This window comes from Micromonospora sp. NPDC003241 (assembly GCF_053589795.1).
In genome coordinates this window covers 134,217-159,303 of sequence record NZ_JBSFSO010000002.1, presented here as the reverse complement: position 1 = coordinate 159,303, position 25,087 = coordinate 134,217, and the positions used below count along the sequence as shown (strand labels likewise).

General features: G+C 71.6%; 20 protein-coding genes and 1 pseudogene. 7 read left to right on the top strand and 14 right to left on the bottom strand.

The features are described 5' to 3' along the window. Nucleotides 1-40: 40 nt before the first annotated feature. Nucleotides 41-1,915, bottom strand: coding sequence for a S8 family peptidase (locus ACWDVW_RS02470; RefSeq protein WP_449943814.1), 1,875 nt, complete (start codon nucleotides 1,913-1,915; stop codon nucleotides 41-43). A 221-nt stretch (nucleotides 1,916-2,136) separates the two neighbouring features. On the opposite strand from ACWDVW_RS02470, the gene ACWDVW_RS02465 reads away from it, so the two are divergent. Beyond that, entirely contained in the window at nucleotides 2,137-2,739 is a 603-nt protein-coding gene (locus ACWDVW_RS02465) for a hypothetical protein (protein WP_449943812.1), read from the top strand. On the opposite strand, the gene ACWDVW_RS02460 is transcribed toward ACWDVW_RS02465, so the two are convergent. The 3 genes from ACWDVW_RS02460 to ACWDVW_RS02450 form a co-directional block, all read right to left on the bottom strand. Beyond that, on the bottom strand, nucleotides 2,707-3,102 hold the full coding sequence (locus ACWDVW_RS02460) for a hypothetical protein (RefSeq protein ID WP_449943809.1): 396 nt from the start codon (nucleotides 3,100-3,102) through the stop codon (nucleotides 2,707-2,709). The two genes, ACWDVW_RS02465 and ACWDVW_RS02460, sit on opposite strands and share 33 nt — an antisense overlap. A gap of 191 nt (nucleotides 3,103-3,293) precedes the next feature. Then, nucleotides 3,294-3,515 (bottom strand): DUF397 domain-containing protein, encoded by a 222-nt coding sequence (locus ACWDVW_RS02455; protein ID WP_131051387.1) that lies wholly within the window; start codon nucleotides 3,513-3,515, stop codon nucleotides 3,294-3,296. After that, a complete protein-coding gene (locus ACWDVW_RS02450; protein ID WP_449943806.1) occupies nucleotides 3,485-4,366 on the bottom strand; it encodes a helix-turn-helix domain-containing protein in 882 nt (293 codons plus the stop codon). Before ACWDVW_RS02450 ends, ACWDVW_RS02455 begins: the two co-directional genes overlap by 31 nt. Nucleotides 4,367-4,933: 567 nt before the next feature. Between ACWDVW_RS02450 and ACWDVW_RS02445 the strand changes: the two genes are divergently transcribed. Together ACWDVW_RS02445 and ACWDVW_RS02440 are read left to right on the top strand one after the other, a co-directional pair. Continuing rightward, the gene (locus tag ACWDVW_RS02445) at nucleotides 4,934-5,227 is read left to right on the top strand and encodes a hypothetical protein (RefSeq protein WP_449943803.1); all 294 of its coding nucleotides are present in this window, start codon (nucleotides 4,934-4,936) and stop codon (nucleotides 5,225-5,227) included. Nucleotides 5,228-5,328: 101 nt separating this feature from the next. Next, nucleotides 5,329-5,769 (top strand): hypothetical protein, encoded by a 441-nt coding sequence (locus ACWDVW_RS02440; protein ID WP_449943801.1) that lies wholly within the window; start codon nucleotides 5,329-5,331, stop codon nucleotides 5,767-5,769. A 7-nt stretch (nucleotides 5,770-5,776) separates the two neighbouring features. On the opposite strand, the gene ACWDVW_RS02435 is transcribed toward ACWDVW_RS02440, so the two are convergent. Together ACWDVW_RS02435 and ACWDVW_RS02430 are read right to left on the bottom strand one after the other, a co-directional pair. Then, the gene (locus ACWDVW_RS02435; RefSeq protein WP_449943798.1) at nucleotides 5,777-6,568 is read right to left on the bottom strand and encodes a PASTA domain-containing protein; all 792 of its coding nucleotides are present in this window, start codon (nucleotides 6,566-6,568) and stop codon (nucleotides 5,777-5,779) included. A gap of 102 nt (nucleotides 6,569-6,670) precedes the next feature. After that, nucleotides 6,671-7,351, bottom strand: a complete 681-nt coding sequence (locus tag ACWDVW_RS02430; protein WP_449943795.1) for a PASTA domain-containing protein — start codon at nucleotides 7,349-7,351, stop codon at nucleotides 6,671-6,673. 122 nt (nucleotides 7,352-7,473) lie between these two features. Here ACWDVW_RS02430 and ACWDVW_RS02425 point away from each other — a divergent pair, with 122 nt between their 5' ends. Next, nucleotides 7,474-8,979, top strand: a complete 1,506-nt coding sequence (locus tag ACWDVW_RS02425; protein WP_449943793.1) for a hypothetical protein — start codon at nucleotides 7,474-7,476, stop codon at nucleotides 8,977-8,979. Nucleotides 8,980-9,021: 42 nt separating this feature from the next. On the opposite strand, the gene ACWDVW_RS02420 is transcribed toward ACWDVW_RS02425, so the two are convergent. Together ACWDVW_RS02420 and ACWDVW_RS02415 are read right to left on the bottom strand one after the other, a co-directional pair. Beyond that, on the bottom strand, nucleotides 9,022-10,500 hold the full coding sequence (locus ACWDVW_RS02420; RefSeq protein WP_449943790.1) for a glutamate--cysteine ligase: 1,479 nt from the start codon (nucleotides 10,498-10,500) through the stop codon (nucleotides 9,022-9,024). A gap of 305 nt (nucleotides 10,501-10,805) precedes the next feature. Then, nucleotides 10,806-11,387 (bottom strand): YceI family protein, encoded by a 582-nt coding sequence (locus tag ACWDVW_RS02415; RefSeq protein WP_350697928.1) that lies wholly within the window; start codon nucleotides 11,385-11,387, stop codon nucleotides 10,806-10,808. Nucleotides 11,388-11,490: 103 nt separating this feature from the next. On the opposite strand from ACWDVW_RS02415, the gene ACWDVW_RS02410 reads away from it, so the two are divergent. After that, a complete protein-coding gene (locus ACWDVW_RS02410; protein ID WP_449943786.1) occupies nucleotides 11,491-12,015 on the top strand; it encodes a MarR family winged helix-turn-helix transcriptional regulator in 525 nt (174 codons plus the stop codon). Between the two features lie 340 nt (nucleotides 12,016-12,355). On the opposite strand, the pseudogene ACWDVW_RS02405 reads toward ACWDVW_RS02410, so the two are convergent. Then, a pseudogene (locus ACWDVW_RS02405) lies at nucleotides 12,356-14,815 on the bottom strand (ATP-binding protein); the annotation flags it as partial. Nucleotides 14,816-14,968: 153 nt separating this feature from the next. On the opposite strand from ACWDVW_RS02405, the gene ACWDVW_RS02400 reads away from it, so the two are divergent. Further along, nucleotides 14,969-16,270, top strand: coding sequence for a hypothetical protein (locus ACWDVW_RS02400; protein ID WP_449943783.1), 1,302 nt, complete (start codon nucleotides 14,969-14,971; stop codon nucleotides 16,268-16,270). A 54-nt stretch (nucleotides 16,271-16,324) separates the two neighbouring features. Here ACWDVW_RS02400 and ACWDVW_RS02395 read toward each other — a convergent pair whose 3' ends face one another. The 5 genes from ACWDVW_RS02395 to ACWDVW_RS02375 form a co-directional block, all read right to left on the bottom strand. Beyond that, nucleotides 16,325-17,479 (bottom strand): acyl-CoA dehydrogenase family protein, encoded by a 1,155-nt coding sequence (locus ACWDVW_RS02395; protein WP_449943780.1) that lies wholly within the window; start codon nucleotides 17,477-17,479, stop codon nucleotides 16,325-16,327. A gap of 83 nt (nucleotides 17,480-17,562) precedes the next feature. After that, nucleotides 17,563-19,095: an acyl-CoA carboxylase subunit beta gene (locus tag ACWDVW_RS02390; protein WP_396743893.1), complete on the bottom strand. Its 1,533-nt coding sequence runs from the start codon at nucleotides 19,093-19,095 to the stop codon at nucleotides 17,563-17,565. 126 nt (nucleotides 19,096-19,221) lie between these two features. Further along, the gene (locus tag ACWDVW_RS02385; RefSeq protein WP_449943776.1) at nucleotides 19,222-20,043 is read right to left on the bottom strand and encodes an amino acid ABC transporter ATP-binding protein; all 822 of its coding nucleotides are present in this window, start codon (nucleotides 20,041-20,043) and stop codon (nucleotides 19,222-19,224) included. A 6-nt stretch (nucleotides 20,044-20,049) separates the two neighbouring features. Next, nucleotides 20,050-20,844, bottom strand: coding sequence for an amino acid ABC transporter permease (locus tag ACWDVW_RS02380; protein ID WP_449943773.1), 795 nt, complete (start codon nucleotides 20,842-20,844; stop codon nucleotides 20,050-20,052). Beyond that, the gene (locus tag ACWDVW_RS02375) at nucleotides 20,841-21,653 is read right to left on the bottom strand and encodes a basic amino acid ABC transporter substrate-binding protein (protein ID WP_449943770.1); all 813 of its coding nucleotides are present in this window, start codon (nucleotides 21,651-21,653) and stop codon (nucleotides 20,841-20,843) included. Before ACWDVW_RS02375 ends, ACWDVW_RS02380 begins: the two co-directional genes overlap by 4 nt. Before the next feature lie 450 nt (nucleotides 21,654-22,103). Between ACWDVW_RS02375 and ACWDVW_RS02370 the strand changes: the two genes are divergently transcribed. Continuing rightward, nucleotides 22,104-25,061 carry a non-ribosomal peptide synthetase gene (locus tag ACWDVW_RS02370; protein ID WP_449943767.1) on the top strand — a complete coding sequence of 986 codons (2,958 nt, stop codon included), beginning with the start codon at nucleotides 22,104-22,106 and terminating at the stop codon, nucleotides 25,059-25,061. The last annotated feature ends 26 nt before the right edge of the window (nucleotides 25,062-25,087 follow it).

The window sequence follows — 25,087 nt, the reverse complement described above, 5'->3', positions numbered from 1 at the left end:
CCCCTGGCGTACTGCCGGGGGCCCGGTGCCGTCACGGACGTCAGAGGGTCAGCGTCCAGGTGTTGAGGTAGCCGGTGTCTCCGCTGTAGACGTCCCGCACCTGGAGCCGCCAGGTGCCGTTCGCCGCCTCGGTGGAGAGGTTCACCGTGTAGGTGGCGATCACGTTGTCCGCGCCGTCGAAGATGCTGCTGTTCTTCAGGCGGTAGGACGAGCCGTCCGGGGCGAGCAGGTCGACGACCAGGTCACCACGGTAGGTGTGCACGATGTTCACCGCGACGGTCGAGGTCGACGCCGCGTTCCGGTTGCAGCCGGCGATCGTGATCGAGCTGGTCACCGCCGCGCCGGCGTCCGGGATCGCCACGTCGGTGCCGTTGGTGCCCGTGCAGCCGCCGCTGCCGCTACCGGTCACCGTCAGCGAGTACGTCGCGGTCTTGCTGCCGGACGCGGCGCTGCCGGTCACCGTCACCGGGTACGTGCCGGCGGGGGTGCTGGCCGAGGTGGTGACGGTCAGCGTCGACGACCCGCCGGAGGTGACGGTGGCCGGGCTGAACGAGGCGGTGGCACCGGACGGCAGCCCGCTCGCCGAGAGGCTCACCGACTGCGCCGACCCGTTGGTGGTGGCGGTGGCCACGCTCGCGGTCACCGAGCCGCCGGGCGCGGTGGAGCCGGAGGTCGGCGACACCGAGACCGAGAAGTCGTTGGTCGGCGGCGGGGTGTCGCCGTTGACCACGTACAGCAGTTGGTTCGGGGTTCCGGTGCCCACGTTCGTGACCACGTTCGGGGTCGAGTTGGCCACCAGGTAGTCCCGGACCTGCTGCGGGGTCCACGACGGGTTGGCCGACAGCACCAGCGCGGCGACGCCGGCCACGTGCGGGGACGCCATCGACGTACCGCTGATCGAGTTGGTCGCGGTGTCGTTGGTGTGCCAGGCCGACGTGATGCTCACGCCCGGCGCGAGGATGTCCACGCAGGTGCCGAAGTTGGAGAAGCTCGCGGCGGCGTCGTTGTTCTGGGTGGCACCGACGGTGATCGCCGGAGCGGCCCGGGCCGGCGAGTAGTTGCAGGCGTTCTGCCGCTGGCCGAGCGCGTTGCCGTTACCGGCGGCCACCGCGTAGGTGATGCCGGCGTTGATCGAGTTGATCACCGCGTTGTCGACCGAGGTGTTCGCCCCGCCGCCCAGGCTCATGTTGGCGACGGCCGGCTTGACCGCGTTCGCGGTGACCCAGTCGATGCCAGCGATGACTCCGGCGTTGGTGCCGCTGCCCTGGCAGTTCAGCACCTTGACGGCCACCAACCGGGTGGCCTTGGCGACGCCGTACGCGGTGCCGCCGACCGTGCCGGCGACGTGGGTGCCGTGGCCGTTGCAGTCGGTGTTGTTGGTGTCGACGGTGTTGGTGCCCCAGGTCGCCCGGCCGCCGAAGTCGGAGTGGGTCGTCCGGATGCCGGTGTCGATGACGTACGAGGTGACGTTCGAGGCGGTGTTCGGGTAGGTGTAGGAGCTGTTCAGCGGCAGGTTCCGCTGGTCGATCCGGTCCAGACCCCAGGACGGGGGGTTCGCCTGGGTGCCGCTGATCGTGACGGTGTGGTTCTGCTCGACGTACGCCACCGCCGGATCGGCGGCGATCCGCGCCGCGGCCTTGGCGCTGACCCGGAGTTCCGCGCCGCGTACCGCCGTGGTGTAGGTGCGGGCCGTGCTGCCGCCGTGCCGACGCAGCAGCCGGTCCACCGACGACCCGACGGCGCTGCGGCCCACCTCGGCGTCCTTGAACACGACGATGTAGCTTCCCTCGACGGCGGTGGCACCGCCGGCGCTCCTGATCGTGCCGACCGGCTCGGCCGCCATGGCCGGGGTGGCCGTGGCGACCATGGCCAGCGCGGCCAGGCCGACGAGTACGGACCTGTGTGGAAGAACCATCTTCCTACCTCCCTCCGACCGGCAACGATCGTCCACCCGTTCGTGGCAGGTTGATCGATGAGTGCCGATCGAGGTGAGAGTAGTGGTGCGCCCGGAGGCAGATAAACATGCCGGATCTCCCATCACGCCGGTGCGATGGCCCCCCTACGGGGACCGGGTACGGGGCGAACGGGGGGCGGGCCCGGATTCGCGAGCGCGGAAATCGGGCAAGTCTGATGGGCATGCAGAGCCATCTCGCCTTCCTGCTCCCGGTCGCCACCGTCTGGTGGGTCGCCGGATACCTCGCGGACGGGCTGCCCCGGATGACCCACGCCCGCGGACTGCGCCGACACACCGGCTGGTTGCTCGGCCTGACCGGGGCAGGGCTCGCCCTGACGGTGGCGCTGCCGATCGCCGGACTGAGCACTCCCGGGGCCACGCTGGCCGACCGGGCCGCGAGCGGACTCACGCTGGCCGCCGTTCCCGCCGCCGTGGTGGCGATCTGCACGGTCCGCCGGGTACGCCGACTGCTGGCCGGAGCCAGCACGCTCGCCACGGCTCCCCGAACCCCGGCCCCGCACGGGTTGCGGGCCGCCGCCGCCCACCCGCTGATCGGCCTGCCGTTGCAGGTGACCGGGCTGGCGCTGCTGCCGGCCCTGATCGCGGCGAGCGGTGCCGGTCAGTTCCTCGGGCCCGATGCCGCCGGACCGGCGATCACCGTGGGGGCGTTGGGCGTCGCGGCCATCGGCGTACGCCATGCGCTGCGGCACAACCGACTCGCCGAGTTGGCCATGCCGGAGCGGGCGATGACGTCAGCGCGTCGGGCCGGCGCTCTGCACGTATAGCAGTTCCAGGATCGCCCGGGTCGCCTCGAACCAGCGGTCCAGCCAGCCGGGGGGCGGCACACTGCCCAGCGGCGGCAGTTCCATCATCAGACCTTGCAGCAGCGGATGCTCCGCGAGGGCGGAGTTGTTCTCCGCCACCGGCCAGCCAGCGGGTGGGTACGACGCCTCGGTGAGCGGGTTCGGGTCCAGCGACGGCGGCGCATGCTGCGACTCGGTCACGCCTCTGACGTCCCGGCCGCCGCGTTCACCCTCCGCCGACACCTCGGTCAGGATGCCGTCCCGGCGGGCGCCACGGTACTGTCCGCCGAACCGCTCCGCCTTCGCCGGACCGTTGCTGATGTTCTCTGATCCGATGTTCGTCATTCCGTCTCGCCTGCCTCGCTCGGTTACCCGCCCTGCCGGGGGGATGTCGACCAGCGCGTACCGACAGGTACAACGAGACACGGTCGATGTGGCGACGGCAGCCGCCGTGGCGGCGCGGAGGGGTGGCGCCGTAACGCACGGTCCCCGTCCGGCCGAGCCGGACGGGGACCGTTCACACCGCTTACCGCCAGTCAGCTCCGGCCGAACGCGCCGTCCCTGGTGCCGGCGACGAAGGCGTGCCAGTGCCCCGGAGCGAAGACGAGGGCCGGACCGGCCTTGTCCTTCGAATCCCGGACGCCGACCGCCCCGGTCACGTACGCCACCTCCACGCAGTTGTCACAGTTCGGGCCGCTCTTCGAGCTCTTGAACCATGTCGCCTGCGTCAGGTCCACGGAGAATCCCTGCGTCGCCACTTCCACAACGGCTCCTCTGCCAGTCTCGCGATGTACTCGACGGACTCCTCCGGACGTCGGGCCGCTGCTCGAATGTGATCGAAGATGAAGCTGTACTTCTGTAGCTCGTCGCTCTTCTCCAGGAAGAGCCCACCCGTGGCGTTCTCCGCGTACACGACATCCGGATCACCGGGTTCGGGGAAGCTGAGGATCGTGAAGGTGCCGTCCATGCCGGCGTGCGCTCCCACCTCGAACGGCAGAACCTGGAGCGTCACGTTCGGCAGCTGGGCCACCTCCGCCAATCGTATGAGCTGGTCACGCATGACCGTGTCCCCGCCAACCGGACGGCTCAGCACCGCCTCATCGAGCACCACCCACAGATCGACCGGATCATCCTGGGTCAACAACGACTGACGGCCGAGTCGGACACGCACTCGTTGCTGTACCTGTTCGGGGGTGAAGTCCGGACGGGCGGCCTTGATCATCGCGCTGGCGTAGTCCTCGGTCTCCAGCAGTCCGGGTATCACCTGCTGCTCGTACGCGCGGATCGAGCTGGCCGCCGCCTCCAGGCCGACGAACGCGCCGACCAACACCGTGCTGTACGGGTGCCACCAGCCCTTCTGTCGCGCCTCGCGGGCGATCTGCACCAGCTCGTCGCTCTCGGCGCCGACCACACCGTAGATCCGGAGCATGTCCCGCACGTCGCGGGGCGTGGCGGAGGTGTGGCCGGTCTCGATGCGGGAGACCTTCGACGCCGAGCACTCCAACTGCTCGGCGACCGCTTCTATGGTGATGCCGGCGGCCTCGCGTTGGCGGCGCAGTTCCGCGCCGAGCCGGCGCCGCCGGATGGTCGGACTGCGGCGCTCGCTCACCCGTTGTCACCTCTCGCGTCGACGCGCCGCTGGTTCGACACCCGCCTCGGGCGCGACCGTCGGGGCTGGCGAGCGTTCGCGGCGTTGGGGTGGTGCCGGTCGTCGGCCGGCCGCGGCGGCGAGACCGTCCCTCAGTGTGCCGCTCGGGTGGTCGCGCGTTCAAGCGCCGTTTCGTGCGAGCCGCTCACTTATCGGCAAAAGTCTACGTGCAACTTGCATGCAGCACCTCTCTGATGCACTCTGTCCGTATGACCTGGGTTACGCACCGTCTCCACGTCGTCTCCCCCCGTGGTCTTCGCGGCGGAGGCACGGACGGGGCGTATCTCCGACCGTCGGCCACGGGCCCGGATTTCCCGCGCGGGAGCCGGCCGCCCACTTCCGGCGGCGGCTCCGGCGACACCACCTGAGCCCGCACCGGTCGAGCGGCGCGCCACCAGCGTTCCCGGCACCGACCAACGCCCGCGCCACGAACCGGCGCACGAGACACGACCTCGTCGCCGGAGCCGCATCCTCCCCCCGTTCGCCCCCGCCGGCCTTCCCCGTCGGCCAACCCTCTCAGGAGCCCATGTGCTTCCCCGCTCCGGTGACGTACTGCACGTGACTCGCGCGGCGAGTGTCCAGTTCTCCAGCAAACCCATTCAGTTCCGGGTGATCCGGGTACTCGACCGACCCACCTACGATGGTTGGATCTGGCTCGAAGGCTACGAGTTGAACGCGGCGGGGGACGCGGTCAACCGGCGTTCGATCTTCGTCCAGCGGGCAGGTCTGGAGCAGATCCAGGCCGCTCCGCAGCCTCCTCGTCCGCACACCGTCCGCTCGGCCCGCCGGCCGATCACCCGAACTCCGGTCCGGGTCGGCTGAGCATCACGAACAGCCGCCGTGGGGGCATGCCGACACCATAGAATCGGTATGCCCACCCCGGCAAAGTCTCCATCCCGTGCGTCCCGGGCCCTGAACCTGGGATGGCCATGGTCAATCTGCCCACGCGACAGCCCCATCGGTCCCGCATCACCTACGCCTTCGGAGTCCTGGCGCTACTCGGCGCCGCCACCACCGTGCTGGTGCTGTTCCGGGACCCCGCTCTCTCGTCCACCCGGCTGGCCGAGCCGGTCCCGGCACCCGAGATCACCGTCGTGCAGACCGAGCCGGTCGGCCCGTACGGCGTGACCGGCGGCTGGGACGGTTTCGGCACGACCGACCAGCCGGGCGGCGACCCGGCCGCCGCGTACGGCGGCTCCGCGTCGGTCGACGCCCCGCACCGGGAGACGGAGCCGACGGCCCACGCCACCCGCGCGGATCCCCGCCAGGAACTGAGCCGCTCGCTGTTCTGGTCCGGCGTGTTCGGGTTGGCGATCTCGCTGGCCGGGCTGGGACTGGTCGGCGCCAGACGACGGATGTGGTGACCGGCCCTCAGGCGGTCGGGCTGGCCGTGACGGTCGGCTCGGTGGTCGGCGCACCGGTGGTCGGCGACGGGCTCGGGCTCGCGGCGGCCACCACCAGCCTGATCTCGTCGCCCGCCTCGACCAGCTCACCCGCACCTGGCTCGGTGGCGATCACCGTGCCCGGCGGCTGGTCCGACGGCCGGTACTCCACCTCGTAACCGAGATCGAGCTGATCCAGCAGCGCCCGCGCCGCCGCCTCGGAGAGCCCGGTCAGCGGCGGCACCGGAAGCTGTGCCGGGGCAGCGCTGGTGGTCGGCGCTGGTGACGGTGACCGGGTCGTCGGCGACGGTGACGCGGTGGTCGGCGGCACCTGCGTCGTCGGCTGCGGGGACGGTGGCGTCGCCCCGTCCTCGTCCAGCGCCTGCCTCACCAGCCACAGGCCCAGACCGAGCAGGCCGAGCAGGAGCAGTAGGACGACACCCCAGAGAATCGGCAACCACCAGCGCCGGCTCGCCTGGTCGTCGGGGTACCAGTCGCCACCGGCCAGCTCACCCTCGAAGCCCGGCCGGACCGACGGCACCTCCGCCCGCCCCGACCACGCCGGCGAGCCGGACCGCTGCGTCGGGGGCAACGGCGCGGTCGCGTCCGCCGGTGCGGGCTCCCCGGGTGTACGCCCCAACGGCGCGGTCGCGTCGGGTGCGGTGTCACCGGGCGTACGCTCCAGCGGAGCGGTCTCGTCGGGACGTCCGGTGGCCGGCGGAATCGGGCGGGTCCGGTCGTCCGACTCGTCCCCGGGCGGATTCTGGCGGTCGTCGCTCATCGCACGTCCTTTCCGCCGGTCCGGCGGGCGGCATGGCCCTCGACGGTCAACCTAACGGTTCGTCGGGCCATCGGCCGGCATCAGCGTGTCGGACGCGCGTCACTACGACTCTTCGCTGGCCTCCGGGCTCGGGGTCGTGCCGCACCAGATCTGGACCGCGTCGTTCCATCGCCCGACGGAGCCGGCGGTCGGGTTCTGGGCGGTGACCGTGCCGGACCTCCCGGTGGGGTAACGCGGAGAGAAACCGTCGTCGACGAGTTCGTCCCGCGCCTCGCCGCACGAGTCGCCGACCAGGTCCGGGACCGAACTCTCCGGTGCCGCACCGGCCACGATGACCTTGACGGTGGCCCCGCGCTTCACCGGTGCACCGGCGGCCGGTTCGGTGCCGCGCACGCTGGAACTGTCGGCGCTGCTACCGAACACGAAATGCCAGCCCAGCCCACGGTCCCGTAGCTCCTCCCGGGCCTCCTCGAAGTCCATGCCGACGAGTTCCGGCACCGTCAGGCCGGTGCGGTTCGGCGCGGGCCGGGCGGACTGGCTGGTCGCCGTCGCCGTCGGCCGCTCGCGCGGTGTCGGCGAACTTTCGGCGGTCGGGGCCCGGCTGCCGCTCGCGTCGAGTGTCGGGCCGCGCGACGACTTCTGGTCGCCGGCCAGCACCCACCCGCCGGTCGCCCCGATGACGGCGAGGAGTGCCGCCGCGAGGCCGCCGCCGATCACCACCTTCGCGCGGTCCGGGCCGGCGCCGGAGCGCACCTCGTCCCGGTCCGTGGATCCGTCCGTCATCTCCGCCCACCGCCCTATCACCGACGACCGTAGTCGCCGACGCCAAGCACTGTCCGTCACCGTTGCCGCCGGGTGCCGCGTACGACTCGCCGCACCGACCACAGGACGTTACGCTGCCCGGCATGGCCAGACAGGGCTGGGGAGGATCGATCGCCACCGCGGCCGGCGTGGCAGCCGGCGCCGGGGCCGCCCAACTGGGCTTCGGATACGGCCTGGGCATTCTCAACTGGGCACCGACCGAGGCGACCGCCGGCACCGCGGCCTGGGTGGCGAGCCTGATCTGGGCCACCTGGATCGCCGCCACCTCGACGATCTTCGGCGCGGTCTGCGCGCAACGCCTACGCGACCGCCGCACCGGCCCGCACCCCGCATCCGGTCCGACCATCGCACCCCCCGACGCCGGTACGCCCACCGGCTCCGTCCCGTCGGCCGCCACCGCCCCGCAGTCCGAGACGGTCGGGGCCGACACCGCTCGGACCGACACCGTCCGGTCCGACGACGTCCGATCCCATGCCGCCGGGTCGAGTGAGGTCGGTGACGGCGGTGGCCTCTGGTGGATCGCGCTGGCCGGTGCCGCCGGGCTGGGCGCACTGATCACCGTGCTGCTGGTCGCCGTGCCGGCACGGGTCGCGGAGGTGCCGGACACCCCGTCCCCACGGAACATGGCCGCCGGCTACGCCGCGATCGGCGTACTGGTCGGAGTGCTGGTGGCGGTCTGGGCACTGCGGTGCCGGGCCGCCGCCACCAACGTCATCGCCACCGCCGGTTGGCTCTGGCTGCTCGCCGTGGTCGCCGTCGTCGACTCGGTGCTCGCCGGTCGCGGACTCACCACGGCCCAGCTCGGTATCTGGCAACTCAGCTCGGACAACCCCCAGTTCTGGGTCCGCGACTACTTCTACTGGCCCGGGGCGGTCCTCTCGCTCGGCTCGGCGCTGCTGATCGGCGCGCTGGCCGCCCGCCACGGCGTCCGCCCAGCCCACCGGCGGGTCGGCGCCACCGCGTCCGGTGCCGCCGGACCGCTGCTGGTGGCCGTCGCCTACTTCCTGGCCGTGCCGAGGCTGACCGCGATCAGCCCGGAACAGGTGTCGGCCCACCTGATCGCCCCGTACGCGGTGATCGTCGGCATCGGCGGGTCGGTCCTGGTCGCGGCGCTCGCCCAGCGGGCTGCCCGGCGCAGGCAGGAGCTGCCGCCCACCGGCGACGCGCCCCGGGTGCCCCGGCAACGCGTGGCGGCCGACGACGCGGCCACCGCACCGGTGGCCGACGACAGCGACGCGCGTACCCGGACGGCGCCCGGCTCGACCGCAGTCGACCCCACCTCGCCCGACCCGGCGACGACGGTCGACGGGCCGGTGGGAGCCGACGACAAGGAACCCGTACGCGCCGCGACCCGGAGCACCAGCCCGGCCCGGCGGCGGCTCGGCGCCAGGAACGGCACGGACAGCGGGCGGAGTGGGTCGGCCGGTGACGACGGTGCACCCGCCACTCCGGCCTCACCGGGCGCGGCACCGGCCCCCGACGGGGCGTCGACGTCGCCCACATCTGCCACCACGCCGTCGGACGACGGCTCGTCCGGCACCGACACCCCACCCGAGGGCACCGGTCGGCGGGGCCGCCGCAGCCGCTGACCCCGGCCGTGCGCGCCGAGTTGCGCGGCGTCGTCGCGACGGTCAGTCGATGGGCCAGGTGTGCACCGGCTCGTTGGTGCGCTGCAACTCGGCGTAGCGCTGGAGCATGTGGTGCAGGGCTGCGGTCCGGTCCAGGCCGTGTTGCCGCTCGGCGGCCCACACCGCAGCGGTCTGCCAGACCGCACCGTTGCGTCCGGTACGGCAACGCTGCTCGATGATGCCGAGCAGGCGGTCCCGCTCCGCCGGGGACACCCCGAACCCGTCGAGCCCGGCGGCGGCTATCGGCAGCAGGACGTCCAGCACCAGCGTGGTGACCGGCACCTCACCGAGCCGTGGCCAGTGCAGTACGGCGTCCATGCCCCGTCGGGCGGCGGCGTGGAAGTTCTCCTCGGCGGAGCTGAAGGTGAGCTGGCTCCAGATCGGCCGGTCGGCCTCGGCCAGGCCACGGGCCAGCCCGAAGTAGAAGGCCGCGTTGGCCAGCATGTCGACCACGGTCGGCCCGGCGGGCAGCACCCGGTTCTCCACCCGCAGGTGCGGGCGGCCGTCCATGATGTCGTAGACCGGCCGGTTCCAGCGGTAGACGGTGCCGTTGTGCAGGCGCAACTCCGCAAGCTCCGGTACGCCGCCCGCGTGCAGCACCTCCACCGGGTCCTCGGTCTCGCAGATCGGCAGCAGCGGCGGGAAGTAGCGGACGTTCTCCTCGAAAAGGTCGAAGATGGACGTGATCCAGCGTTCCCCGAACCAGACCCGGGGGCGTACGCCCTGCGCCTTCAGCTCGTCCGGCCGGGTGTCGGTGGCCTGCTCGAACAGGGCGATCCGGGTCTCCGCCCAGAGTTGGCGGCCGTACAGGAAGGGCGAGTTCGCGCCCACCGCCACCTGCACTCCGGCGATGGCCTGGGAGGCGTTCCAGTAGTCGGCGAAGCTGTCCGGCGCGACCTGGAGGTGGAACTGGAGGCTGGTGCAGGCGGCCTCCGGCGCGATCGAGTCGGTGTGCGTACGCAGGCGCTCGACGCCACGGATGTCGAGTTCGATGTCCTCGCCCCGGGCACCGACGATCTGGTCGTTGAGGACTCGGTACCGCTCGTTGGTGGAGAGGTTGTCGGCGACCAGGTGGCGCTCGGTCAGCGTGGGCAGGATGCCGACCAGGACGATCCGGGTGTCCGAGCGGGCCGCCCGCTCGTTCGCCCGGTCCAGGCTGCCGCGCAGGTCACGCTCGTAGTCGGCGAACCCGCCGTTGGAGATGAGCCGGGGGTTGGCGTTCAACTCCAGATTGAACTGGCCCAGCTCGGTCTGGAACAACGGATCGGCGATGGCGGCGAGGATCTCCTCGTTGCGCATCGCCGGCTCGGCGAGCGGGTCGACCAGGTTGAGCTCGATCTCCAGCCCGGTCATCGGCCGGTCGGCGTCGAACCCGAAGTCGTCCAGCATCAACGCGAAGACGTCCAGACAGCGGCGGACCTTCTGGCGGTACCGGATCCGATCCTCACGGGAGAAGGCGGCTCGGTCGACGTCCCTGCCCATGTTTCCTCCCGGCGCGCGACGCGACGGAACGGTGCCGTTCCGCAGCGCAGTGTGAACCATACTCGGTGAAAGCGCCGAACCGGATGGCCCGAAGATCGGTCCATTGCCGCAGTCCACCCGCCTTGCGGGTGGGTCGGACCCATCGACGGGGCGGGTGAGCCGCTCCCGCGGGCATTCCTACCCGGCCGGGTCCGTCGCGCCACCCGACCCCCTGCTAACAACCTGTGACAAACCGCACCGCGACCGTCACCGGAACGCCGACGGGCCCGCGCGGTCGGCGCGGGCCCGTCGGCGTACGGGGACGATCAGGACTGGCGAATGCCCTCGCCCTCGATCTCGATCTTGACCTTCTTGCCGACCAGCACGCCGCCGGACTCCAGGGCCACGTTCCAGGTCAGACCGAAGTCCTCCCGGTCGATCTCGGTGCTCGCCGAGAAGCCGAAGATGTCCTGGCCGAACGGGCTGCGGCCGACACCCTCGAACTCGACCTTCAGCTCCACCGGACGCGTCACGCCCTTGATGGTCAGCTCACCGTCGAGCACGAACTCGTTGCCCTCGTGCGACTTCACGCCGGTGCTGCGGTACTCCAGGGTGGGGAACTGCTCGGCGTCGAGGAACTCCGGGCTGCGCAGGTGCGCGTCCCGGTCGGCCTGCGCGGTGTTGATGCTGGCGGCCTGGATGGTGGCGCTGACCGTGGACCCCAGGGGCTCCTCGGCGATGGTGATGGTGGCGGCGGCGTCGGCGAACTCACCGCGAACCTTGCTTACCATCATGTGCCGGGCGACGAAGCCCACGCGCTTGTGCGCCGCGTCCAGCAGGTAGGTGCCGGCCGCCGGGATGGTGAGGCCGTTCCACTCGCGGGTAACCGGCTCGGTGCTGCTGGTCATGAGAGACTGCCCTCCGGAAGAGATTGTTTAGTAGCCCAACGACTGCGACAGCAACTATAGTCGTAGCAATATTCCGTGTGTCAAGTACTGATAGGATGGGCCGGTGAACCCGAACGTGTTCGACGACCCTCGGATCACCGCTGTCGGCCTCCTCTTCGAGGTGCACGCGGGCCTCTCCGCCCGCTTCGCCACGCAACTCGACGAGCACGGGCTGTCAGCGGTCGAGTTCGAGGTGCTGACCCGGCTCACCCGCTCGCCCGGCAACCAGCTGCGGATGACCGACCTCGCCGCGCAGACGTCGCTCTCCACCAGCGGCGTCACCCGGGTCGTGGACCGGATGGAACGCGACGGCCTGATCACCCGACGCGCCTGCCCCTCCGACCGACGCAGTTCGTACGCCGTGGTGACCCCGGCCGGCCTGCGCCGGCTCGACGAGAGCCTGCCCGGCCACCTTCAACTCATCGAGGACTGGTTCACCGGGCAACTCGACCCGGCGGCGCTGACCGCCCTGCTGGACGGCCTGCGGCAGATCCGCGACGCCGTCCACCCCTGCGCGACCGCCGGCAGCAGCGACACCGCCCCGGACGAGGAAGCGACCCGGAGAACACCTGATTCGTCCCCGTGCTGAGCGCGACACCCGCCCAGGCACACCCGGTCCGACCTTCGGTGCCGGTCCGCACACCCGAGCGTGACCGCACCGGCAGAAGGACCGGCAGAACCAGGCGAGCAACCGGCGATATCACCGCAAAGCAGACAGACCTCGCAGTGGTCGCTCGCTAATCTCGCTGCAGCGGGGGCGCATTGGGGGGAATCGGCGCGGGCGATGAGCGAGGGGTGGTAACAGGGGGCTTCCTCGCCCGCGCCACCCCAGTTTCCGCCGCCGGTCGGCCGGGCCATGAGCCCGGCCCGCCGTGCTTTCCGGCACCGTCCACGCTTGTCCGGCTCACCGCCGACGCCCGACGGCCGACCGACAACGCGTACAACAGCTCCTGCTCCTGCGACAGCAACCGGACGCCGCCCGCGCGACAGGCGAGGTCCAGTCGATCGAGCACCGCCGGGTCCGCCGTGCTCGCCGCGAGGCCGACCAACGCCTCCACCACCCGACGCCGGTCCCGGTCCTCCCCGTTCATCTCGGCCGCGGCGGCGAACCACTCCACGGCGACCTCCCGGTCCCCCCGGTGCCGGGCCAGGTGTCCCTCGATCAGCGCGCCGGTCCCGTCCAACGGCCGCAGCTCGACGAGCACCTCGGCGGCCTCGGCCGCACGGCCGTCCTGGGCGAGCGCCAGACCCAGCGTGCCCAGCACCCGACGGCGGTGCCGGGGCACCCCCAGGTCGGCCAGGGCCGCCAGGACCCGCCGGGCCTCGTCGACCGCGTCGACGTACCGGCCCTCCAGGCGGAGCACCTCCGCGACCGTGCCCCGGGCCAGCACCCGCAGCCGCTGCTCCCCACACTGCCCACCGAGACGGTCCACGGTGGCCAGTCGACGACGGGCGGCAGCGAGGTCGGCCACCCGCATCTCGTGCCAGGCCAGGTGGTGCTGCGCGATCGCCATCTGCCGGAGCAGGCCGGCCTCGGTCGCCACCGCCAGCACCGCTTCCGCCTGCTCCCGGGCCTGTCCCGGCCGACCCGTCGCGGACAGCAGCGCACCCAGCACGTTCCGCGCCTCCAACTCGCCCGGCACGTCACCGAGACGCCGGAACGCCGCCAGTGCGGCCTGTGCCGTCGGCAACTCCTCACCCGCAGCGCCGTGCTCACCGGCGAGCATCGCGACGCCGAGCGACGCCCACGCCCGCAACGCCGGATCGGCATCGGCGGTACGCGGATCGGCGAGCAACCGCAGCAGCCACTGCCGCCCCAGGACGTCCCGACCCCGCAGCCGCCACCAGCGAGACAGCGCCGCCGCCAGGCGCAGCGCGGTCAGCGGATCGTCCACCGCCGCGTACGCCAGCGCCGAACTGATGTCGCCGGTGACCTCGTCCAGCCGGTGCGCCGCGACGGTCGCACCGGCACCGCTGAGCGCCGGGACGGTCCGCTCCACCAACCGGGTCACCACCCGGGCGTGCCGACGCCGGATCGCGGTCGACTCACCGGCACCGGACGCCTGCTCGACCGCGTAGTCACGGACGGCGTCGACCAGCCGGAACCGGAACGGTCCGGTGCCGCGTACGCTCAGCAGCCCCAGCTCGAGGAAGCGGTTCAGCATCGGCACCGGATCGGCACCGGCCCCCGTGCCCGCGAGCATCTCCTCGGCCATCTCGACCGACCAGCGGTTGCCGAACGCGGCCAGCCGACGCAACGCGGCCCGCTCCTCGTCGGCCAGCAACCGGTAGCTGGTGGCCACCGCGTCGCGGAGGGTCTCCGCCACGGCCGCCCGCGCGTCGTCTCCCCGGCTCGGGCCCGCCTCCCACCCGCCGCGTGCCGCGCCCGAGGTGTCCAGGTCCAGCACCCGGTCGCCGTACCGGTCGAGCAACTCGGTGAGGTCGAGCAGTCGCCCGCGCGCGGCCATCAGCTCGATCGCCAGCGGCAGTCCGCCCAGCCGCCGGACCAGCGACGCCAGCGCCGGCAACTCGGCGTCGGACGGCGGCTCCGGGCGTACCTGGGCCAGCCGCGCGGTGAACAACGCGACCGCCGGATAGGTGGCCAGCGCCCCAGGGTCGGTGCCGCCCGGCGGCGGTACGTCCAGCGGCGACACCGGACGGACCCGTTCCCCCGGCAGCCCGACCGGATGCCGGCCGGTGACCAGCACCCGCAGCGACGGCACCCCGCCGACGAGCCGGTGCAGGGTGGCCGCCACCGGTCCCGGCGCGCGTTCCGCCGCGTCCACCAGCAGTACGGCCCGCCGGTCACCGAGCCGGGCGGCCAGTTCGGTGATCCGGGCGGCACCGAACACCGTCACCGAGGCGGCCAGCACGTCGGTGACGTCGGACCCGGCACCGATCAGCACCCCGGCCACGCCACCCGGATGGGCCGGTGCGACGGCGTGCACCGCCGCCAACGCCAGCGCCGTCTTGCCGACCCCGGCCAGCCCCACCAGGCTGATCACCCGGGGGCCACGCGGATCGGTCAACATCGCGGTCACCTCGGCCACGTCCTGCTCCCGGCCGATCAGGTCCGGCGCAGGCGGCAGGCCCAGTGCCGGACCCGGGTGCGACGGCGCGCTCGCGGTACCCGTCCCCCGCGCGGCGGTCAGGAACGCGGCGCGGGCGTCACCGGTCAGTTCGAGCGCTCCGGCGAGCAGTTCGACGGTGGTGCGCTGCGGGCGTACGGATCGTCCCCGTTCCAGGTCACGAACCGTCCGGATGCCGACGCCAGCGCGTACCGCCAGCTCGGCCTGGGTGAGGCCGGCGGCCAGGCGGTGCGACCGCAACAGTTCCGGGAGACCGGCGTGCGTGACCGGCCCGACCCGACGATCATGACCCGGAGGCATGGCCACGGACACTACGGGCCACACCCGACACTGGACACGGGATCGTCGGCCACCCGACCCCTCCGCGAAGAAACCCGACAGCGGCCGACCAGTCGACAGCACTGGACGATCAGCCATTGATCGAAGTAACCAGCGACGGTCACAATGCCGCCCATGTCCCGCGACAGGTTGCCGGGTGACCTCGACACCCGACAGGCCCGCTGGTTGCTGGCCCGATATGCCGGACTACTCGGCCGTCAGCCGCAGGCTGGCCGCCACAGTGGCGTACCGGTGGCCCGGCGTACCCACCCGGAACTCTCCGGCCTGGTGGCGGAGACCGCCGATCGGCTGGGTACCCCGATGCCCGACCAGGTGCTGCTCACCGGCACCCCGACGGTGGACCTGGCCGTCGCACACCGGCGCCGACACCTGCTGATCGGCCTACCACTGCTCGACTGCCTCGGCGCGACCGAACTGCGGGCGTTGGTCGGCCACCGGCTGGCTCTGCTCCGCCACCGCCACTGCGGTCTGGTCGTCGGCCTGCTGCACCTCTGGGCCGAGGCGGTGCGCGCCGAGACGTACGAGGAGGGCCCGGACCTGCGCCGGGTCGCCGAGTTCCGGCGTACGCTGGCCGGCTTCGCCGCCAAGGTGCAGCGCGACGCCGACGAGGCCGCCGTGCTCGCGGCGGGCGCCGATGCGGCGGCACGGGCGTTCGCGATGGCGGACGCCGTCGCGCAGGGGTACACCGACTTCCTGGAGAGCACGGCGCTGCCCGAGCACCGATGGTGGCGGCCGGCCGAGGTGGGGATCAGCGACGTGGACGACGGGTGGCGGCACCTGCTGCGACACGGGACGCCCGACGTCGAGTGGGGTGAGGACGAGGCGCAGGTGCTCGCCACCCTGCATCCCCGGCTCGCCGACGCGCTACGTGCCCTCGGCAGGACGCCACCGCCGGTGGTGCCGACCGCCCACCCCGTGCCGGTCGCCCCGCTGTCCGGGCGGGAGCGCCGCCGGCTGGCCCGACGGCTGTTGAACATCCCCTACCCGCGCTACATCCGCTGGCACACCTTCGCCGACTCCCCGCCGCGCTGGTGGCTGCGCCGGGCCGCCGGGGAGGCCGGTTCGGTCCGGGCCGACGTGGCCGCGGTGCTGGGCCGACCGCCCGTCGACGACGTCGAGGCCATCGAGGTGATCCGGACCCGCCCCCGGGAGGTGCTGGCCGCCGCCATGCACGTGCCGGTGGGCGAACTGTCGGACGATCCGGGCGACTGCGAGTGGGACGAACCGCCCGCCGCGTCGGTATGGCTGGTCGAGGAGAACCTGCTACGCCGTGGCTGGCGGTTGGCACATCCGGCGGTCCGGGGTGTCCTGATCGGGCCGGCGGGCGACCAGGTCGACGCCCGTGACCTGATCGCCCGTGCCGAACGGGACGCGGCGGACCGGTCGACCCTGCGTCGCCTCCTGACGTCGGGCTGACCGGACCCCGAGGCCGCGCTCACCGCCTCGCGTCGGGCGGGAGTCGGAGCGGGCTCACATGCCCAGGTCGCGAGCGATGATCATGCGTTGCACCTCGGAGGTGCCCTCGCCGATCTCCAGGATCTTGGAGTCCCGCCAGAACCGGGCCACCGGGTACTCGTTCATGAAGCCGTAGCCGCCGTGGATCTGGGTCGCCTCCCGGGCGTTGTCCACCGCGACGGTGCTGGCGTGCAGCTTGGCGATGGCGGCCTGCCGCTTGAACGGCTCACCCGCCAACATCCGGGCCGCCGCGTCGTAGTACGCCAGCCGGGCGGTGTACGCCCGCAACTCCATGTCGGCGATCTTGAACTGGATCGCCTGGTAGTTGCCGATCGGCTGACCGAAGGCGTGCCGCTCGGCGGCGTACTTCACCGACTCGTCGACGCAGCCCTGGGCGAGCCCGACGGCCAACGCGGCGATCGCGATCCGGCCCTCGTCCAGGATCCGCAGGAACTGGGCGAAGCCCCGCCCGCGCTCGCCGAGCAGGTTCTCCGCCGGCACCCGGCAGTCGTCGAAGGTCAGCTCGTGGGTGTCCGAGGCGTTCCACCCCACCTTCGAGTAACCCGGCGCGACGGTGAAGCCCGGCGTCCCGCTCGGCACGATGATGGTGGAGAGTTCCTTCGCGCCGTCCGGGCGGGTGCCGGTGACGGCGGTGACGGTGACCAGCGCGGTGATGTCGGTGCCGGAGTTCGTGATGAACGCCTTCGAGCCGTTGATCACCCACTCGCCGGTCGTCTCGTCCAGCACCGCCCGGGTCTCGGTGCCACCGGCGTCCGAGCCGAAACCGGGCTCGGTGAGCCCGAAGCCGGCCAGTGCCTCACCGCTGAGCAGCTTCGGCAGCCACCGCGCCTTCTGCTCGGCGGTGCCGAACCGATAGATCGGCATCGCGCCCAGGGAGACCGCCGCCTCCAGGGTGATCGCCACGCTGCTGTCGACCCGGGCCAGCTCCTCCAACACCAGGCAGAGCGCGAAGTAGTCGCCGCCCATGCCGCCGTACTCCTCGGAGAAGGGCAGGCCGAACAGGCCCATCTTGCCCATCTGCCGGACCACCTCGTACGGAAAGGTGTGCTGCTCGTAGTGCTCGGCGATGACCGGCGCGACCACCTCGCGGGCGAATTCCCGCACGCTCTCGCGCAGCGCCTCGTGTTCCTCGGTGAGCCGGAAGTCCATCGGGTTCCTCCTGTGCGGACGTGCCCGCCGGGCGCTCGTGACGCCGGGGCGGTGCCGGTGCTGGCTGGTGCCGGTGCGACGGTTCAGACGGGGGTGACGCCGTGCCGACGGCGGGAGAAGTGCCGCTCCTTGCCCCGGGCGGCGGTGAACCGGCGGACCAGTTCGGCGCGGAGCTGATGCGGTTCCACGATCGCGTCGACCACCAGTTCGCTGGCCAGCCGCACGATGTCGATGTCCCGCTCGTACTCCTCGCGCTTCGCGGCGACGAAGGCGGCCCGCTCGGCCTCGTCCTCGATCGCGGCGATCTTGTTGGCGTAGACGGCGTTCACCGCGGCCTCGGCCCCCATCACCGCGATCTTCGCGGTGGGCAGGGCGATCGTGGCGTCCGGCTCGAAGCCCGGCCCGGCCATGGCATAGAGCCCGGCACCGTACGCCTTGCGGACCACCACACAGATCTTGGGTACGGTCGCCTCGGAGATCGCGGTGATCATCTTTGCGCCGTGCCGGATGATGCCCTGCTTCTCCACCGCGCTGCCGACCATGAAGCCGGGTACGTCACTCAGGAACAGCAGCGGCACGTTGAACGCGTCGCAGAGCTGCACGAAGCGGGTCGCCTTGTCGGCCGAGTCGACGAAGAGCACGCCGCCCTTGAACATCGAGTTGTTGCCGACCACGCCGACGACCTCGCCGTTCAGCCGACCGAAGCCTATGGTCAGCTCCTTGGCCCAGAGCGCCTGGATCTCGAAGAAGGAACCGTCGTCGAGCAGGCCCTTGACGTACCGCCGCATGTCGAACGCCTGGCGCTCGCTCGCCGGCACCAGCGCGGCCAGGTCCGCCTTCTCGGGCGCCTCGGCGGCCTCGGCGGCCGGCGGACGCTGCGTCCAGTTCGCCGGCAGATAGGACAGGTAGCGCTTGACCACGTCGAGCGCCTCGGCCTCGGACTTGCAGAGGAAGTGCCCCACACCGGACTCGGCACAGTGCACCTTGGCCCCGCCCATCGCCTCCAGCGTGGTCTTCTCGCCGGTGACCATCTCGACCATCCGGTCGGAGCCGAGATACATGCTGGCGTTGCCGTCCACCATCGCCACCACGTCGCAGAACGCCGGGATGTAGGCGCCACCCGCCGCGCTCGGCCCGAACAGCGCGCAGACCTGCGGGATCGAGCCGGAGGCGCGTACCTGGTTCCAGAAGATCTTGCCTGCGCCGCGTCGGCCCGGGAACAGGTCGACCTGGTCGGTGATCCGGGCGCCGGCCGAGTCGACCAGATAGACCATCGGCACGCCGGTGTCGTACGCCCGCTCGATAGTCCGGATGATCTTTTCGACGGTTCGCGCGCCCCAACTGCCGGCCTTGACCGTCGAGTCGTTGGCCATCAGGCAGACCTGGCGGCCGTCGATGGTGGCGGTGCCGGTGACCACGCCGTCGGCCGGCAGGCCGTCGGCGAGCGCGTTCGCGTAGAGCCCGTCCTCGACGAACGACCCCTCGTCCACCAGCAGTGCGACCCGTTCCCGGGCGAACATCTTGCCCTTGGCCGCGTTCGCCGCGTGGTATTTCTCCGCGCCACCGGCGCGGACCCGCTTGCGTAGCTGCTCCAGAGCCTCACCGTCGAGCGTCACGCCGCCCCCTCGCCGCCATACCCGACACCGGCACTCCGGCACGGGTCAACCAGCCTGAACGATCGTTAGGCTAACGCATCGAGGGGGGCACCGGCGACCTGGCGGCCACCGGCACGCGGTGAAGCGTCACCGACCGTCGTCACCAGCCGAAGGCGGCTCCGGTGCACGGTCGGGCCGACCCAGTTCCGCGACGTGGGTCGGGTCGAGCACCCGGGCGAGGAACGCCCGGGTCCGCTCGTGCCGGGGGGCACCGAGCACCTCCTGCGGCGGGCCCTGTTCGACCACCACCCCACCGTCCATGAACACCACCCGGTCGGCGGCCTCCCGGGCGAACGCCATCTCGTGGGTCACCACCATCATCGTCATACCGTCCTCGGCCAGCTTCCGCATCACGGTGAGCACGTCGCCGACCAACTCCGGATCGAGGGCGGAGGTCGGCTCGTCGAAGAGCATCAGCTCCGGGTCCATGGACAACGACCGGGCGATCGCCGCCCGCTGCTGCTGCCCACCCGAGAGCTGCGCCGGGAAGGCGTCGGCCTTGTCGGTCAGACCGACCCGCGCCAGGTTGCCCCGCGCGATCCGCTCGGCCTCCGCGCGACCGCGTCGCAGCACCCGACGCTGGGCGATGGTGAGGTTGTCCAGCACGGTCAGGTGCGGAAAGAGGTTGAACGACTGGAACACCATGCCGATGCCCCGGCGAACCGTGTCGATCTCGACATCGGGATCGGTCATCTCGACGTCGCCGACCCAGATCCGGCCGGAGGTGGGTTGCTCCAGCAGATTCACGCACCGCAGCAGCGTCGACTTACCGGAACCGGACGGCCCGATGACACAGACGACCTCGCCGTGACCGACCTCGACGTCGATACCGCGAAGCACCTCCAGCGAACCGAACGACTTGTGCAGATCACTGATCCGTACGGCGGGCCGGGCCTGATCATTCGACATTCCGGATCACCGGGCTTTCGCGTAACGAAGTTCGAGACGCCGTACGAGCTGGGACAACGGCAACGTGATGAGCAGATAGGTGAAGCCGGCGACCAGCAACGGAGTGGCGTTCACCCGGTCGTTGAGCGCGTCCCGGCCGAATTTCGTGATCTCGATGGTCTGCGCGGTCACGCCGAGCACGTAGGCGAGCGACGAATCCTTGGTGAGCAGGATGAGTTCGTTCGTCAACGGCGGAATCACGATCCGGAACGCCTGCGGGATGACGATGGCGCGCATCGCGGTGAAGTGCGACATGCCGAGCGTACGGGCCGCCTCCATCTGCCCCTTGGGAACCGCCTGGATACCGGCGCGAATGGTCTCGGCCATGTACGCCGCAGCGGTCAACCCGAGACCGATCGCGATCGAGCCGAACACGCCGCCGGGAATCTCCCGCTCCGGGAAGGCGATCGGGATGCCGTACCCGACCAGGAAGAGCACCAGCAGCGCGGGCAGCCCCCGGAACAACTCGATGTACGCGGTCGCGACCCAGCGGTACGGCGCCACCCGGGACAACCGCATCAACGCCAGCAGCGTGCCGAACACGAGACCGAAGGCGAACGCGCCCAACGTATAGAGAATCGTGTTCCGCAACGCGACCGTGATGATCGTCGGGAACATCGACTTGATGATGTCGACGCGGAAGAAGGCGTCGGCGAGCCTGCCCCAGTCGGCGCTGGCGATCACCAGCGCGACGACCGCCACGAAGGCCAGGTATTGCAGCCAGAGGGACAGTCGCTCGCGCTGGCGACGACGTAGCTTCACGGCCGTGGGCCGATCCACTTCTCGTAGACCCGCTCGTAGGTGCCGTCCTGCTTGGCCCGGTCGAGCACCTCGTTGATGGTCTTGAGCAACTCGGGGTTCTCGTCCTTGCGGACCGAGAAGCCGTACTGCTCACCGGTGTCGAACTCGGCCGCCACCTCGAACCCGCCCGGGTTCTCCTTGATGTACTCGGTCCAGACCGGCAGGTCGTTGATGGCCGCCTCGACCTGCCCGTTGGCGAGGGCCTGCTGCTCGGCGGCCAGGTCCTCGAACTCGACGAGTTCGAGACCCTTCTCCGCCGCGAGCCCACGGGCGTAGTCGCGGCCGGTGGTGGCGGCCTGGACCGCGACCTTCTTGCCGCGCAGGTCGTCCAGCGACTTGTACGGCTTACCGGTCTTGACCAGCATCGCCTGGGTCGCGTCGAAATAGGGCGCGGAGAAGTCCATCACCTTCTGCCGCTCTTCGGTGATCGTCATTCCGGCGGCGGCCACGTCGCACTTGCCGGTGTTCAGGTCCTGGCCGGACTTGATCCCCTCGAACGGCGTGTCGACGATCCGTTGTTCCACGCCGAGTTCCTGGGCGACCAGGTCGATCATCTCGACGTCGAAGCCGATCACCTCGCCGGCCGCGTCCTTGGACTGAAACGGCGGATACGGCAGATGTGTGCAAACGGTCAGCTTGCCCTTTTCGATGAGTTTGACGCCGCTGGCCTGGACCTCGCTCTTGTCCTCCTTGGCGCATCCCGCCATCGCGACGAGAGCGGCCACCGCCACTACCAGGCAAACCTTTCGGACCGGGCTCTGCACAGTCACGCGGTGTCCCTTCGGTTCGTCCCCGCTGGCCGGAAGCCACGGCCGTGAGAGCGCACGGTACCTGATCCAGATGTCCGCTGACAGACGTCCGAGGATCGGTTTTCCGTCTCGTGGGACGCAGCGGGCGGAAGGGGCATCTCATCGCCGACGGACAATTTCCCCGAAGCCTCCCACCTGCCCTTTCCACCCCTGGTGAGACGTACACCTGTCAATGCGTTGACAGGTGTACGAGGCCGCCGTTAGGGTCCGACCCGGGTCAATGGAGACCTACCACTCGCGCCGCCGGCAGAGACCGCCGGCCGCGCGGAAGCACACCTCGGGGGAGGTGCCCTCAATGGCATCCTCAGCTGCGCTTTGACGATTCTCGGAATGGAGCGCGTCCACCGCGATCCCGCTGAGGTCGGCGCTCTCCTCACAGGACCCACCCGGCCACGTCCGATCCACGGGACCGTGGTCGACCTCGTCGACGAGGCCGTACGGCGTCACCCGGACGCCGAGGCGGTCGTCCATCCCACCGGCACGCTGACCTACCGCGACGTCGACCGGCTGGCCGACGCGGTCGCCGCCGACCTGCTCGCCCACGGCGCACGCCGGGGAGACTTCGTCGCCCTGCTGCTCGACGACCGCGTCGAACAACTCGTCGCGATGCTCGGCACCATGCGGTCGGGCGCCGCCTTCGTGCCGTTCGACCGGGCCTGGCCGGCGCAGCGGCAGCAACGAATGCTCGACGACCTCGCTCCCCGGGCGGTCGTCGGCACGCCACCGCCGTCCACCGCCCGGCCGGTGATCGGCGTACGGACGGAACCGGACGCGGTCGCCGGACCCGTCGTCGCCTCCCGGCCGCGACCCGACGACCCGATCTACGCGTTCTTCACCAGCGGCTCCACCGGCCTGCCCAAGTGCGCGGTCAACCTGCACCGGGGCCTGGTGAACCGCTTCCTGTCGATGACCGAGAGGTTCGCCGCCGACGGCGCCGTGGTGCTCCAGAACTCCGCGCACACCTTCGACTCGTCGATCTGGCAACTGCTGTGGCCGCTGACCCGTGGCGCCACCGTCGTCATCCCCGACCGCACCGGCATCCTCGACTTCGACGCCACGCTGGCGCAGATCCACCGGCACCGGGTCACCATGACCGACTTCGTGCCGAGCATCTTCGACCTGCTCGTCGAGCGCCTACGGAGCCGGCCACAGGATCGGCACCTGCTCTCGTCGATGCGGCAGGTCTTCATCGGCGGCGAGGCCGCCAAGCCGCCGGCCGTGCAGGCGTTCCGGCGGATGTTCCCGGACGTGCGGGTGACCAACACCTACGGGCCCACCGAAGCCTCGATCGGCTCGGTCTTCCACGCCGTCGGCGACGACGACCGCCAGGTCATCCCGCTCGGCCTGCCGCTGCCCAACACGGCCGTGCTGCTCCTGGACGAACACGGCGCGCCCACCCCGCGCGGCGAGGTCGGGCAGATCCATCTCGCGGGCGTGTGTCTCGGCGCGGGCTACCACGGCGACGCCGCCCGCACCCGCCAGGTCTTCGTGCCGAACCGGTACGCCGAGGTCCCCGGTGACCTGCTCTATCGCACCGGCGACTTCGGCTGGGTACGCCACGACGGACTGCTGATGTTCACCGGGCGACGGGACGCCCAGGTCCAGATCGCCGGAGTACGCGTCGACCTCGGCGAAATCGAGTGCACCATCGCCACGCTGCCCGGCCTGCGGCAGGTGAAGGTGCTCGTGGACGAGACCGGTGCCACGGCCACGCTGGTCTGCTTCTATTCGGCGGACGGGGAGGTCGGCGAGGAGACGCTGCGCGGGCACGCCCGCGCCGGTCTGCCCGGTGAGCTGGTGCCGGGCCGGTTCGTGCGTCTCGACAGCCTGCCGCTGCTCACCAACGGCAAGGTGGACCAGCAGCGCCTGCGCGGCCACCTCGCCGACGGCCCGGTGGGCACCGGCGAGCCCGGCCCGGCGTACCCGGCGGGGAGCGTCGAGGCGCGGATCGCCCAGATCTGGGCCCGGGTGCTCGGCTTCACCGCGTACGACGAGGACTTCTACTGCCTCGGTGGGACCTCGCTCGGCGCCGCCCGACTCGCGGTCGACCTGGAGCGGACGTTCGGGGTGCGGCTCGCCGCCCGCGACCTGGTCCGGGCCTCCACCGTCGCGGCCCAGGCCGAGCTGGTCCGGGGCGGCCGGTCGCTGCCGGCGACCACCGCCGTACCACCCGAGTTGGCCCGGGACGCCCGGCTCGGCGAGCTGGGCATCGCACCGCCGAGACCGGCCGAGGACCCCGGCACGATCCTCCTGCTCGGGGCGACCGGCTTCGTCGGCGCACAGGTGCTCGCGGCGCTGCTGGCCCACGGCGACCGGCCGGTGGTCTGCCTGGTCCGGGCCGCCGACGACCAGGCCGCCTCGCGCCGGGTGGCCGCCGCGCTGGCCGCGACCGGCGGATCGGCTGCGGTCCACCGCTGGTCCGCGCTCGCCGGTGACCTGGCCCGACCGCAGCTCGGTCTCTCCGGCGACGACTGGCGGCGGATGAGCCGAGAGGTCGGCACGATCGTGGACGCGGCGGGCCGGGTGGACACCCTCCGCGACTACCTCGATCTGCGCGACACCAACGTGCACGGGCTGCGGACGCTCGTCGACCTCGCCGGCACGCAGCTCCGCAAACGGCTCGTCACGCTCTCCACCACCACGGTCCGGAGCGCCCCCGGTACGCCGTTGGCCGAGTCGTTCCTCGCGCTCACCTCGGCACCGCCGGTCGACGGCTACAGCCAGTCCAAGTGGGTCGCCGAGCAGCTCGTCCGGGGCGCCGCCGCGCAGGGCGTACCCGGCGCTGTCGTCCGGCTCGGGGAGGTGGCGGCGCACTCCCGCACCGGCCACGCCAACCCGCGCTCGTCGGTGACGATGATCCTGCGGCTCTGCCTGCGGCTCGGCGTACGCCCGTCGACCGGGCTGCGGGTGGACTGGACGCCGGTCGACGTGGTGGCCCGGATGGTGGCCGCGCTCGCCGACCCGCACCACCCCACGCCCGCCGAGGGCGTGCTGAACGTGGTGGCACCCGCCTCCGTGGCCGTGGCCGACCTGCTGGCCCGGCTACGCGTCGAGGGCCGACCACTGCCGGAGATCCGCTACGACGAGTTCCACGACCGGGCCGCCGACGCGGTCGGCGACGACGAGGTGGCGCGCTGCCTCGCCGTCCTGCGTCCCCGCACCGCAGCGGAGACCGAGCCACTGGCCGAGGTGGTTCACGACGCCCTGGTCGGCACCGAGACACCCCTGGCCACCCGGCTGGCTCGGGGACTCGGCCTCGACTGGGGCACCAGCCGGGACAGGGAGATCGACGTGATGATCGACCGTCTCAACCGGACGTACCACGCAGCGGTGGGCCGTCCTCATCTGTCCAGCGGGACAGCTCAGTGAACCGCGACCAACGGGTCCAGGAGACG